This window comes from Serratia ureilytica, from assembly GCF_017309605.1.
GTDB classification, from domain to species: domain Bacteria; phylum Pseudomonadota; class Gammaproteobacteria; order Enterobacterales; family Enterobacteriaceae; genus Serratia; species Serratia ureilytica.
Map to the genome: position 1 here is coordinate 3,419,192 of NZ_CP071320.1, position 12,966 is coordinate 3,432,157.

The following is a 12,966-nucleotide window of genomic DNA, read 5'->3' on the forward strand; positions in this document are numbered from 1 at the left end:
TGAATACATCAGTTAAACGGGAAAAGACAATGGCCAACGTGCTCACACTGTGCTGGAAATACCTCAGGGCCCTGCTCCTCATCTACCTGTGTCTGTTCGTCGGCAACGCAGTGGCGGCGCTGCTGCCGTTCGCCATTCCCGGCAGCATCATCGGCATGCTCTTGCTATTCGCGCTGCTCTCCACCCAGATCCTGCCGGCCAAATGGGTTAAACCCGGCTGTCATTTGCTGATCCGCTACATGGTGCTGCTGTTCGTGCCGATCGGCGTCGGCGTGATGAAATATTACGACCAGATCGTCGCGCATCTGGGCCCGCTGGTCATTTCTTGCCTGATCAGCACGCTGATGGTGCTGGTGGTGGTCGGCTATACCTCACACTATTTTCACCGCGAGCGCCGCATTGCTGGCAAGCCCGACGACACGGAGGGCAACTCATGATCCACGAAATCTGGTGGTCGCTGCCGCTGACGCTGGCGGTCTATTTCGCCGCGCGCTGGCTGGCGCGCAAGTTGAACATGCCGCTGCTCAATCCGCTGCTGGTTTCCATGGCGGTGATCATCCCGCTGCTGCTGCTCAGCGGCATTTCCTATGAGCGCTACTTCCAGGGCAGCAGGATCCTCAACGATCTGTTGCAGCCGGCGGTCGTCGCGCTGGCCTTCCCGCTGTATGAGCAGTTGCACCAAATCCGCGCGCGCTGGAAGTCAATTATCACGGTGTGCTTCATCGGCAGCCTGACCGCCATGATCAGCGGTGGCGCCATCGCCCTGTGGTTGGGCGCCACGCCGGAAATCGCCGCCTCTATCTTGCCGAAATCGGTCACTACGCCGATCGCGATGGCCGTCGCGGACTCGCTCGGCGGCATTCCGGCGATCAGCGCGGTTTGCGTTATTTTCGTCGGCATCCTCGGCGCCGTGTTCGGCCACACGCTGTTCAACCTGTTGAAAATCACGACGCCCTCGGCGCGTGGCCTGGCGATGGGCACGGCTTCCCACGCGCTGGGCACCGCGCGCTGCGCGGAGATGGACTATCAGGAGGGCGCCTTCGGCTCGCTGGCGCTGGTGATCTGCGGCATCATCACCTCGCTGCTGGCGCCATTTGTGTTTCCGGTGCTGTTGCATCTGTTCGGTTGATCAGGGTGAAACTTGCGATATATCTCGCATTTACGCCTTTTATTGCATTGATTTCATCATTTAAGAGATATTGATCACACTTTAATGTCTCTGGCCTGCCTAGAATGTGATCCCGTTAACCTGTAGAGAGACCTTCCATGCATCCGCGTTTTCACACCGCTTTCAGCGCACTGCCCGCGACACTGCAATCCGCCCTGCAGCCCTATCTGGACGCGTCCGACTTTCCGGCGATGTTCACGGCCGAGCAAGCGGCGGCGATCCGCTCAGGTTGCGGGTTGGACGATGACGCGCTGGCATTCGCGCTGCTGCCGCTGGCGGCGGCCTGCTCGTTAACCCCGATATCGCATTTCCACGTCGGCGCCATCGCGCGCGGGCAAAGCGGCAATCTCTATTTCGGCGCCAATATGGAATTCAGCGGCGCGCCGCTGCAGCAATCCGTGCATGCGGAACAAAGCGCAGTGACTCACGCCTGGCTGCGCGGCGAAAAAGCGCTGGCCTCGATCACCGTCAACTATACGCCGTGCGGCCACTGCCGCCAGTTTATGAATGAGCTGAACAGCGGCGGCGCGCTGCAAATCCGTTTGCCTGGCCGCGCGCCGGCCACGCTGGCGGACTATCTGCCGGACGCCTTCGGCCCGAAAGATCTGGATGTCGCTTCACTGCTGATGGACGAGGTCAATCACGGGCATCAACTGCCGCTGAACGATGCGCTGACGCAAGCGGCGCTGGCGGCGGCCAACCGGAGCCACGCGCCGTACAGCAACGCCCACAGCGGCGTGGCGCTGGAAACGGCAGACGGCAGCCTCTACGCCGGCCGCTATGCGGAAAACGCCGCTTTTAACCCGAGTCTGCCGCCGCTGCAGGCCGCGCTGATCCTGCTGAACCTCTCCGGCGGCGACTGCCGGGCTATCCGTCGCGCCGTCCTGGCCGAACCGCAGGACGCGAGCATCAGCCAATGGGACGCCACCCGCGTCACCCTGGCGGCGCTGGGTTGCCAAAACGTCAGCCGCGCCGCCTTCTAAGCGCACGACGGCGGGGCCATCCGGTTCCGCCGTTAACAGCACCGCCCGCCAAATACAATGCCCCGACGCCGCCAGAGACACTTTCTTTAGTTAAAAAATCATTTGATTGTCGATAATTACGCCAACCTGGTTCATCATCGGGCAACAAATGCTGTACATCTTCTCTTTATCTTTTAGGATCGTCGGCAATACAGTTATCTGATACGTGAAGAGTAAAACTGATGGAACTAGAATACGAAAGCAAACGCCCGCTCTACATCCCTTACGCCGGCCCGATTCTGCTGGAATTTCCGCTGCTGAACAAAGGCAGCGCTTTCACCGAGGAAGAACGTAGCCACTTCAACCTGCACGGCCTGCTGCCGGAAGCGGTGGAGACCATCGAAGAACAGGTGGAACGCGCCTACCGTCAGTATCAGGATTTCAAGAACGATAACGATAAGCACATCTACCTGCGCAACATCCAGGACACCAACGAAACCCTGTTCTATCGCCTGCTGGACTCGCACCTGAGCGAGATGATGCCAATCATCTACACCCCGACCGTCGGCGAGGCCTGTGAGCACTTCTCCGATATCTACCGCCGCGCGCGCGGGCTGTTCATCTCCTACCCGAACCGCGATCGCATCGATGACATGCTGCAAAACGCCACCAAGCAGAACGTCAAGGTGATCGTGGTGACCGACGGCGAACGCATTCTCGGCCTGGGCGACCAGGGCATCGGCGGCATGGGCATTCCCATCGGCAAGCTGTCGCTGTATACCGCCTGCGGCGGCATCAGCCCGGCCTATACCCTGCCGGTGGTGCTGGACGTCGGCACCAACAACCCGCAGCGCCTCAACGATCCGCTGTACATGGGCTGGCGCCATCCGCGCATCTCCGGCGAGGAATACCACGCCTTCGTCGAAGAGTTTATTCAGGCGGTCAAACGCCGCTGGCCGAACGTGCTGCTGCAGTTCGAAGACTTCGCGCAGAACAACGCCACCCCGCTGCTGAACCGCTACCGCGACGAGATCTGCTGCTTTAACGACGACATCCAGGGCACCGCCGCGGTCACCCTCGGCAGCCTGATCGCCGCCAGCCGCGCCGCCGGCAGCCAGCTGCGCGATCAGACCGTCACCTTCCTCGGCGCCGGTTCCGCCGGCTGCGGCATCGCCGAACAGATCATCGCGCAGATGAAGTCCGAGGGGTTGAGCGAAGACGAAGCGCGCGCCCGCGTATTCATGGTTGACCGTTTCGGCCTGCTGACCGACAAACTGCCGAACCTGCTCGACTTCCAGAGCAAGCTGGTGCAGAAGAGCGACAACCTGGCCGGTTGGGAAACCGCCAGCGACGCCATCTCGCTGCTGGACGTGGTGCGCAACGCCAAGCCGACCATTCTGATCGGCGTTTCCGGCCAGCCAGGGCTGTTTACCGAAGAGCTGATCCGCGAGATGCACAAGCACTGCGAACGCCCTATCGTGATGCCACTGTCCAACCCAACCTCGCGCGTGGAAGCCCGTCCGGAAGACATCATCAACTGGACCGACGGCGCCGCCCTGGTCGCGACCGGCAGCCCGTTTGCGCCGGTAAGCTACAAAGAGCAGCTGTACCCGATCGCCCAGTGCAACAACTCCTACATCTTCCCGGGCATCGGTTTGGGCGTGCTGGCCTCCGGCGCCACCCGCGTCACCGACGCCATGCTGATGGCCGCCAGCCGCGCGCTGGCGGATTGTTCGCCGCTGGCGACCGACGGCCACGGCGCGCTGCTGCCGAATATCGACGATATTCAGGGCGTATCCAAGTGCATCGCCATGGAAGTGGGCAAAGCCGCCCAGCTGCAGGGTGTGGCGATCGTCACCTCCGAAGACGCACTGTCGAAAGCCATCGAGCACAACTTCTGGCGGCCGCAGTACCGCAGCTATAAGCGCACCTCGTTCTGATTGACGCGCTGAAATGACCCAGCCCGGCTTCGCCGGGCTTTTTTGTGCGGCAAAACCGCCGAAAAATGCGGCGACGCGCGTGCTTCAGGCGGTTCGCGTCTTGCGTCGGTCGGTCAGGTAAAGTAGCCTTGATCCATCTTTTTCAGCCCGGCGCGCGTAAGGCAACAACATGTGGAAACGCCTGATAATCAGCCTGTTCATCATCATTGCGGTGTTGATGGGCTCGGCTATTGCGCTCGATCGCTGGATCAGCTGGAAAACCGCGCCTTACGTCTACGACGAACTGCAGGAATTACCGCATCGCCAGGTCGGCGTAGTGCTCGGCACCGCCAAGTATTATCGCACCGGCGTGATCAACCAGTACTACCGTTACCGCATTCAGGGAGCGATCAACGCCTATAACAGCGGCAAGGTGAAATACCTGCTGCTGAGCGGCGACAATGCCCAGCAAAGCTATAACGAACCGATGACCATGCGCCGCGATCTGATCGCCGCCGGCGTGGCGCCGAGCGATATCGTGCTGGATTACGCCGGCTTCCGCACCCTGGATTCCATCGTGCGCACCCGCAAGGTGTTCGACACCAACGATTTCATCATCATCACCCAGCGCTTCCACTGCGAGCGCGCGCTGTTTATCGCCCTGCACATGGGCATTCAGGCGCAGTGTTACGCGGTGCCGTCGCCGAAGGACATGATGACGGTGCGCGCCCGCGAGATCTTCGCCCGTCTGGGCGCGCTGACCGATCTGTACATCCTCAAGCGCGAGCCGCGCTTCCTCGGCCCGCTGATCCCGATCTCCGCCATGCACACCGTGCCGGAAGACGCCCAGGGTTATCCCGCCGTCTCGCCGGAGCAGTTGGTGGAACTGGAGCACAAGCTGAAAGAAGAGAAGCAGAAAGCCAAACAGCCCTGACGCAGCAAACGCCCAAAAAAAGCCGGAAAAATAGGCCTAATGCCGATCACTTAAGCCTGACTGGTATTTTTTATCCAGTCTCTTTACGTGACGTGCAGGATGAATTGCCGTAAATCCCCCGAATTTCTCTGTTACTACAATGAACGGCAATTGGAGGGGCCGAAGGCGCGGCCCCTCCACCCACGCCTTCGCTTAACACCGTCTGTCCGCTGTGCGGAAATTACTCGGCCCACCCTGGGCCTCGCCCCTTCGGGGCCGCTGCAAGCAGCGTTCAAATCTGCTCCCGGCAGATTTGTCCTCGCCGCGTCTGCATTGTCGGGTGGGTCGGCTGCGACAAACGTCCCTGTTAGTCTCGCCTCAACCGGCCTTCCCTGGCCGGTTGCCCCTGACAACGCCGTCTTGCTCGGCAGCCGGTGATGCGCGTCAAAGGTCAACACCCGAGCTGGCAGCTACCGGGCAACCCGTACTTTATGAGGTTATCGCAGAGAAGAGGAATCGGAGATGAGCACGGTATTGGACGCCCTTGAAGACGCCGAACGCAGGCATAGCGCATTAGGAGAAACCGCCATGGACGGCGGTTTCAGGTGAGACAGGCAGGGACGCCTGTCGCAACCGGCCTCAATGCGCTATGGCGGAGAGAGGACAAATCTGCCTGGAGCAGATTTGAACGCTGCTTGCAGCGGCCCCGAAGGGGCGAAGCCCAGGGATGGGCTGAGTAACGTTGGCAAAGCCAACCGTCTGATAGGGCAAAGGCGCGGGTTGCCAGGGGCCGCGCCTTCGGCCCCTGGCTCGGTCGAGGTGCTGGAGCCTCATGATGCACCTCTCATTTATCGACCGAAAACGACTCGAGTACTTCAAAAAAACGCTAACTGACCAGCATTAGGCAATAGGCCGGCCTTGTCGTCTCTGCTGCGGTAGATCTACTTCTTCTTGGCGTATTTCAACGAGTCCAGCGCCACAGCGAAGATAATGATGCTGCCCTTGATGATGTACTGCCAGTACGGGTTGATGCCGATATAGGTCAGGCCGTAGTTGATGACGGTAAAGATGATCACCCCGGTCACCACGCCCCACACCGTACCCACCCCGCCGGCAAACGAGACCCCCCCCACCACGCAGGCGGCGATGGCGTCCAGCTCATACATAAAGCCGAGGTTGTTGGTGGCGCTGCCGATGCGCCCCGCTTCCAGCAAGCCGCCGAAGGCATAGAACACGCCGGACAGCGCATAGATCATGATCAGGTTCAGCGGCACATTGACGCCGGACACTTTGGCCGCTTCCGGGTTGCCGCCGATGGCGAAGATGTTCTTGCCGAAGCGGGTCTTGGTCCACAGGATCCAGACAAATATGATGGCAATCAGCGCATAGAAGGTGATGTACGACAGCTTGAAGTCGCCGAAGCGCAAGAAGCCTTGGGCAAAGGTGGAGAACTTCGGATCGAAGCCCGCGACCGGCGACGCGCCGACCGAATCGTAATACAGCGAGTTGATGCCGTAGACGATGATCATGGTGCCCAACGTGGTGATGAACGGCGTCACGTTGAGGTAGGCGATAATCAGGCCGTTAACCAGGCCGATCACCGCGCCGACCGCACACACCAGCAGGATGACCACGGGAATCGACCAGGTTTCCATGTGCGGGAACACTTTGTTGACGTTATCCATCGACTGCAGCAGCGTGGCCGCCACCACCGCCGCCAGCCCCACCTGCCGCCCGGCGGACAGGTCGGTGCCCTGGGTCACGATCAGCCCCGCCACGCCCAGCGCGATGATGATGCGCACCGAAGACTGCGTCAGGATATTGCTCAGGTTCATCAGGCTGAGGAAAGTGGGGTCCTGAATGATGATGATGCCCAACAGCACCAGCAACACCACGTAAATGCCGCCTTCCTTGAAATAGGTAAATAAGGTTTTTTTATTTAGCGCGTTCATAATTCGAATCCTTAAAGGTGCAGGGAGGCAAGACGTAAGATTTCATTTTGCGAGGTCTGTTTGGTGTTAACGATGCCCGCAACCTGGCCGTTGCTCATCACCAAAATGCGGTCGGTGATCCCCAAAAGCTCCGGCATTTCGGACGAGACGATAATGATCCCCTTGCCCTTCTTCGCCAGCTCGGTCATCAGCTGATAGATCTCGAACTTGGCGCCCACGTCGATGCCGCGCGTCGGTTCATCCAGCATCAGGATCTCCGGCTGCGTCAGCAGCCAACGGCCGATGATCACCTTTTGCTGATTGCCGCCGGACAGCGAGCCGATATGGGTGTGATGCCCCGGCGTTTTCACCCGCATGGCGTCGATCACCCACTGGGTGTCGCTCTTCATCCGCGCGTTGTCCAGCAGGCCGAGCTTGTTTTTATAATTGCGGATGTTGGAGATCAGCGAGTTGAAACCCACGTCGAGGTAGGCGTAAATCCCGGTGGATCGGCGCTCTTCGGTCACCAGCGCGAAACCGTGGTTAATCGCTTCGTTGGCGCTGTGGTTGTCGATCGCCTTGCCGTGCAGCTTGATAGTGCCCGCCACCTTCTCGCGAATGCCGAACAGCGTCTCGACGATGTCGGTGCGCTTGGCGCCCACCAGCCCGGCGATGCCGAGGATCTCGCCCTGGTGCAGATCGAAGGACACATCGCGGATCGAAGGCTGGCGCAGCGACGTCAGGTTCTTCACCTCGAGGATCACCTCACCCGGCGTGTTCTGCCTGTCGGGGAAACGCTGGCTCAGCGAGCGGCCGACCATCATGGCGATGATCTTGTCCATATCCAGCCCTTCCAGCGGCTGGGTGGCGATCCACTGGCCGTCGCGCAGCACCGTTATCTCGTCGCACAGCTGGAAGATCTCTTCCATCTTGTGCGAGATATAGACGATGCCGCAGCCGCGCTCTTTCAGCTTGCGGATGATGGTGAACAGGTGATTGACCTCTTTCTCCGTCAACGAAGAGGTCGGTTCGTCCATGATGACGATCTTGGCGTCATAGGAAAACGCTTTGGCGATCTCGATCATCTGCATCTGCGACACCGACAGGTTGCCCACCTTTTCGCGCGGGTTGATGTCGATATCCAGCTCGTCGAAGATCGCCTGAGTGTCTTTGAACATCTTGTCCTGATCGACGAACAGGCCTTTGGTCGGGTAGCGTCCCAGCCACATGTTGTCCATCACGGTGCGCTGCAGCACCAGGTTCAGCTCCTGATGCACCATGGAAACGCCGTGCTCCAGCGCTTCCTTCGAGCTCTTGAAGTCGATTTCCCGGCCCTGAAATACAATGCTGCCGCTGTCTTTTTTGTAAATGCCGAACAGGCATTTCAACAACGTCGATTTCCCCGCGCCGTTCTCCCCCATCAGGGCGTGAATGGAGTGCGGACGGACGCGTAAATTGACATTGTCCAAGGCTTTGACGCCGGGAAATGACTTACAAATATCCGTCATTTCCAGCAAAAATTCGCGTGAGCTATCGGCCATAAATACACCTGGCTTAACGATCTTGCAGTCGTAAACATCCCCGCCGGCGGTATCCCTGGTGTTGGCGCCGCAGGCGGGGTCTTAGCGGGATCTCAATTCTTATTTAATGAACTGAGACAGGTTGTCTTTATCTACGCCGACGTAAGGGATACGCACGACTTTATTTTCGATTTTATATTGGGTGCCTTCGGTGGCCGGTTTGCCCGCCGCCAGGTTTTTCGCCAGCTCGAAGGTGGCCTTCGCCTGATTGTCGGCGTCATTCAGCACCGTGCCCGCCATCGCGCCGGATTTCACCAGCGCCAGCGCTTCAGGCAGCGCATCCACGCCGAACACCGGAATACTGGTCTTGTTGTGCGCTTTCAGCGCTTCCACCGCGCCCATCGCCATGGCGTCGTTGTTGGCGATCACCACTTCGATCTTGTTGGCGTTCGGGCCGGAGAGCCAGGCGTCCATCTTGTCTTTCGCCTGCGCGGTATCCCACATCGCGGTATCCAACTGCAGCTGTTGGGTCTTGATGCCTTTCTCGTTCAGCGTTTTCACCACGTAGGTGGTGCGCGCTTCGGCATCCGGGTGGCCCGGCTCGCCCTTCAGCAGCACGAATTGGATCTGGCCGTCTTTGTTCAGATCCCAGGCCGGATTGGCTTTCCAGTGTTTGGCGATCAGTTCGCCCTGGATCACGCCGGACTCTTTGGAATCGGTGCCGACGTAATACGCCTTGTCATAGCTGTCCAGCGCTTTGCGGGAAGGTTCTTTGTTGTAGAACACCACCGGGATATCGTTTGCGCGCGCCTTATCGATAACCACCGGCGCCGCGGCCGGGTCGACCAGGTTGATCGCCAGCGCTTTCACGCCCTTGGCCAGCAGCACGTCGATCTGATCGTTCTGTTTGGACTGGTCGTTCTGCGAGTCATTCATCAACAGGGTAACGTCCGGTGAAGCCTTGGCGTCTTTCTCGATCGCTTTGCGCACCACTGACATGAAGTTGTCGTCGTATTTGTAAATCGTGACGCCAATACGGGTATCAGCATGGGCTGCGGCGCCAAACATCATGGCAGCGGCCATGGCGGCCAGGGTGAAAACCTTCTTATTCATTGTCAATCTCCGGTTCTGTGTAGGGTATTACTCGTCTTTGAGCCAATGGTCACCGGCAGTGCGCGCACCCCAGGCCAGGCGATTTCCACTCAACACCTGTCGTCCGTGGATCTTGTTATTTCCGAGAAATGCTGTGTCAGCGCGAGATAAACGGTTACAGCGGCAAGGGCCTTTGCGCCTGAAAACGCCTAGAGCATAGACGGCGTGATGTTAATATTCTGTGAATTTTCTCACAGATTGAAAACGGTTACACAAGATTAAATCGTCAGAGAGTGACCGTCGCCTCACTTTGCCAGGGGGCGACAGAATGGCGCCGCACCAGCGTCGGCATGAACAGATGGCTCGCCTGCGGCTCCGCCAGGCCTGCTGCGCCCTGTAATGCCAGCTCGGTCGCCAACGTGGCCATCGAAACGATCGGGTAACGCACCGTGGTAAGTTTAGGGCTGGTGTAGCGCGCGATGGGAATGTCGTCGAAGCCGATCAGCGAAAAATGCTGCGGCACCGTGATACCGTTTTCTTTCAGCACCGCCATGGCGCCGGCGGCCATGGCGTCGTTGTAGGCAAACACCGCGCTCAGCTGTAAGTTGCGCCCCAGCAGCTCGACCATCGCCGCCTCGCCGCCCTGCAGATCCGGCGAACCGTACGCGCGCCAGCTGTCGGGCTTCGCCAGCCCGGCGTCGGCCATCGCCTGCGCATAGCCTTGCTGACGCAGCGGCCCGTCTTCGATCGGGTGATTGGAGCCCAGATAACCGATGCGCCGATGGCCCTGCGAGAGCAGAAGACGCATCGCCATGTCAGCGCCACTGACGTTGTCCAGCCCAACGCAGCGCGGCTCATAGCCGGGGATAATCCGATTGATCAGCACCATGCCCGGCACCTGCTCCAGAAAGCCGATCAGTTCGGCGTCGCTCAAGGCTTTGGCGTGAACAATCAGGGCGTTACAGCGCTGACGGATCAGCACTTCGATCGCATGGCGCTCTTTGTCCGCCTGATGATAACTGTTGCCGATCAGCAGATACTTGTGGTGTTTCTGCGCCACCGTGTCTACCGCTTTCACCAGCGCGCCGAAGAACGGATCGGACACGTCCATCACCACCACGCCCAGCGTATCGCTGCTTTGGGTCGCCAGCGCCTGTGCATTGGCGTTGGGGCGGTAGCCCAGTTCCGCCACCGCCTGCAGCACCTGTTCGCGCGTCTCTTTGCTGGTCAGCGCGCTGTGATTGAGCACGCGAGACACGGTCGCCACGGAGACGCCGGCGCGTTTCGCCACGTCGCGAATAGTGATCGGATGAACTGGAGGCATGCGGGATCCTGAAATCGGGGTAGTGGCCGGTGGCGCTATCCTACCCCGATTGACCCGCAGCTCTGCGTGAATTACGTCACAGGAAAGAAAACGTTTACATACATTTTTTTAACCTGCCGATGGGCGCTCACTTCAGCGCTTTGGATTCCGTTTCACCGGCGGCCATCTGCGTCAATTTGCGCCACAGCCATTCCATCGGCCCCTGTTCGAAGTAACGCAGCCACAGTGCGGAAAAGACCAGGTTGACCCACCAGACCAGCGGCACGAACGCCAACAGCTGCAGCCGGTCGAACTGCTCATAGAGGCCAAAGCGATAAAACAGCGTAGTGCAGATCAGCGTTTGCAACAGGTAGTTGCTCAGCGCCATGCGCCCCACCTGGCTCAGCCAGTGGGCGATGCGCAGACGCGACAGCGCGGGCCAGAAACCGTAACACAGCGCCAGGTAACCCAGCGCCTGCAGCGGCGCGCCCAGCTCGCGCGGCACCTGCAGCAGGAAACCGCTCCAGCGATACTCCCAATGCACCTGCCATTGCAGCGCCACCGCCAGCAGTTGGATCAGCACGGACAGCGGCAACAGCCACGCCGCCTGCCGCAGGTAATAGCCGGAGGAATAGCTGCCGCGCAGCCAGCCGCTGCGCATTAGCCCGGCGCCGAACAGCATCAGCCCCGCCAGCTCCCAGCCATACTGCGCGCCGATGGCCAGCAGGCTGGACGAGAGCAGATCGGCGCGGCTGCGCCAGGCTTCGAAACCGCCCTGCAGCTTCCAGAACTTCTCGTACTGCAATTCCGCCACGCCCGGCTGCCAGAAGCTGCCCGGTTCACCGTGCGAGACAAAACCGAGCAGCAGCAGCACCGCCACGCCGATCAGGTAGAGCACCACGCCGGTTTTCAGCAGCTGGAATGTGTCTTTGGCTTCGCGGATCATGCGCCAGCACACTAAGCCGATTAGCCCGTAAGCCAGCAGAATGTCGCCGTCCCACAGGAAGATGGCGTGCGCGAGGCCGAACAGCACCAGCCATGACAGCCGCGCGCGGATCCAGCTTTTGCCGCGCCGCAGCAGCATTTGCAGCCCGGCGCCGAACAGCAGCGCGAACATCGCCAGGAACTTGGCCTGGGCGAAAAGATCCAGCAGCGCCCAGGTCCAGGCGTCGCGCGATGACGGCATCCCCAGATAGGCCGGATTGAGGTAGGCGGCCTTCGGCAAGCCGAAGGCGCTGATGTTCAGCAATAAGATGCCGAGGATGGCGATGCCGCGCACGCAGTCCAGCGTAGCGATACGCGGCAGAGGATGACTGTTCATTTTTTATCGCTGTCTTCCGCTCATGAAAAAGGCGCCCGCAGGCGCCTGTTGTCGTTTTGCGAGTCGCCCCGCAACGCCATCACCCCTGGTGATGGCGCACCGCGCGCAGGAACTCCTGGCGGGTATTTTGGCTGGACTTGAACAGCCCCCCCAACGAGGTGGTGGTGGTGGCGCTGGTCGCGTCGCGAATGCCGCGCGCTTTGACACAATAATGGACTGCATCGATCGATACCGCCACGTTATTGGTGCCGAGCAGGGTCTGCAGCGCAACCAGGATCTGCTGGGTCAGGCGCTCTTGCACCTGCGGACGCTGGGAGAAGAACTGCACAATGCGGTTGATCTTCGACAGACCGATCACCGAGTCTTTCGGGATATAGGCCACGGTGGCCTTGCCGTCGATGGTGACGAAGTGGTGTTCACAGGTGCTGGTCAGCGTGATATCGCGCACCGTCACCATCTCATCCACCTTCATTTTGTTCTCAATGACGGTGATTTTCGGGAAGTTGGCGTAGTCCAGACCGGAGAAGATCTCGTCGACATACATTTTGGCGATGCGATGCGGCGTTTCCGCCAGGCTGTCGTCAGACAGATCGAGATTCAGCAGCTGCATGATTTCGGTCATGTGCTCTTTGATGCGACGCTTGCGCGTTTCGCGATCCAGCACTTCCCCGCGCAGCGGTGTCTCCAGACCACGCTCTTCCAGTGCCGCATGCACCAGCGCGGCTTCTTTACTTAATGATGTCATGTATTTGTTCTCCTGCGGACGGAACCCGCCGGCGGCCTGATAGGGCGTGCGGCCGGCGAATTGCTTGCTCTCGTGACGGCAGAGTTTTCGTG

At 59.8% G+C, this 12,966-nt stretch carries 11 protein-coding genes; 5 read left to right on the forward strand and 6 right to left on the reverse strand.

Going from position 1 to position 12,966, the window contains the following annotated elements; all coding sequences use genetic code 11:
* The first annotated feature begins 29 nt into the window (after positions 1–29).
* The 5 genes from J0X03_RS16000 to sanA all read left to right on the forward strand — a co-directional run bounded on the left by J0X03_RS16000 (position 30) and on the right by sanA (position 4,983).
* Positions 30–437 carry a CidA/LrgA family protein gene (locus J0X03_RS16000; RefSeq protein ID WP_033642448.1) on the forward strand — a complete coding sequence of 136 codons (408 nt, stop codon included), beginning with the start codon at positions 30–32 and terminating at the stop codon, positions 435–437.
* Positions 434–1,129: a CidB/LrgB family autolysis modulator gene (locus J0X03_RS16005; RefSeq protein ID WP_033642447.1), complete on the forward strand. Its 696-nt coding sequence runs from the start codon at positions 434–436 to the stop codon at positions 1,127–1,129. The genes J0X03_RS16000 and J0X03_RS16005 overlap by 4 nt, the downstream gene beginning before the upstream one ends.
* Positions 1,130–1,266: 137 nt before the next feature.
* On the forward strand, positions 1,267–2,151 hold the full coding sequence (gene cdd / locus J0X03_RS16010; protein WP_033650596.1) for a cytidine deaminase: 885 nt from the start codon (positions 1,267–1,269) through the stop codon (positions 2,149–2,151).
* Positions 2,152–2,372: 221 nt separating this feature from the next.
* On the forward strand, positions 2,373–4,070 hold the full coding sequence (locus tag J0X03_RS16015) for an NAD-dependent malic enzyme (RefSeq protein WP_004938945.1): 1,698 nt from the start codon (positions 2,373–2,375) through the stop codon (positions 4,068–4,070).
* Between the two features lie 169 nt (positions 4,071–4,239).
* On the forward strand, positions 4,240–4,983 hold the full coding sequence (sanA, locus tag J0X03_RS16020; RefSeq protein WP_004938948.1) for an outer membrane permeability protein SanA: 744 nt from the start codon (positions 4,240–4,242) through the stop codon (positions 4,981–4,983).
* Between the two features lie 920 nt (positions 4,984–5,903).
* On the opposite strand, the gene mglC is transcribed toward sanA, so the two are convergent.
* The 6 genes from mglC to folE all read right to left on the reverse strand — a co-directional run bounded on the left by mglC (position 5,904) and on the right by folE (position 12,874).
* The gene (gene mglC, locus J0X03_RS16025; RefSeq protein WP_033650595.1) at positions 5,904–6,914 is read right to left on the reverse strand and encodes a galactose/methyl galactoside ABC transporter permease MglC; all 1,011 of its coding nucleotides are present in this window, start codon (positions 6,912–6,914) and stop codon (positions 5,904–5,906) included.
* An 11-nt stretch (positions 6,915–6,925) separates the two neighbouring features.
* Positions 6,926–8,434, reverse strand: coding sequence for a galactose/methyl galactoside ABC transporter ATP-binding protein MglA (gene mglA / locus J0X03_RS16030; RefSeq protein WP_004938959.1), 1,509 nt, complete (start codon positions 8,432–8,434; stop codon positions 6,926–6,928).
* A 99-nt stretch (positions 8,435–8,533) separates the two neighbouring features.
* Entirely contained in the window at positions 8,534–9,526 is a 993-nt protein-coding gene (mglB, locus tag J0X03_RS16035; RefSeq protein WP_033650594.1) for a galactose/glucose ABC transporter substrate-binding protein MglB, read from the reverse strand.
* Positions 9,527–9,791: 265 nt separating this feature from the next.
* Positions 9,792–10,829, reverse strand: coding sequence for an HTH-type transcriptional regulator GalS (gene galS / locus J0X03_RS16040; RefSeq protein ID WP_160204133.1), 1,038 nt, complete (start codon positions 10,827–10,829; stop codon positions 9,792–9,794).
* A 127-nt stretch (positions 10,830–10,956) separates the two neighbouring features.
* Positions 10,957–12,129 (reverse strand): DUF418 domain-containing protein YeiB, encoded by a 1,173-nt coding sequence (yeiB, locus tag J0X03_RS16045; protein WP_096242081.1) that lies wholly within the window; start codon positions 12,127–12,129, stop codon positions 10,957–10,959.
* 79 nt (positions 12,130–12,208) lie between these two features.
* On the reverse strand, positions 12,209–12,874 hold the full coding sequence (folE, locus tag J0X03_RS16050) for a GTP cyclohydrolase I FolE (RefSeq protein ID WP_004938969.1): 666 nt from the start codon (positions 12,872–12,874) through the stop codon (positions 12,209–12,211).
* Between the last annotated feature and the right edge of the window lie 92 nt (positions 12,875–12,966).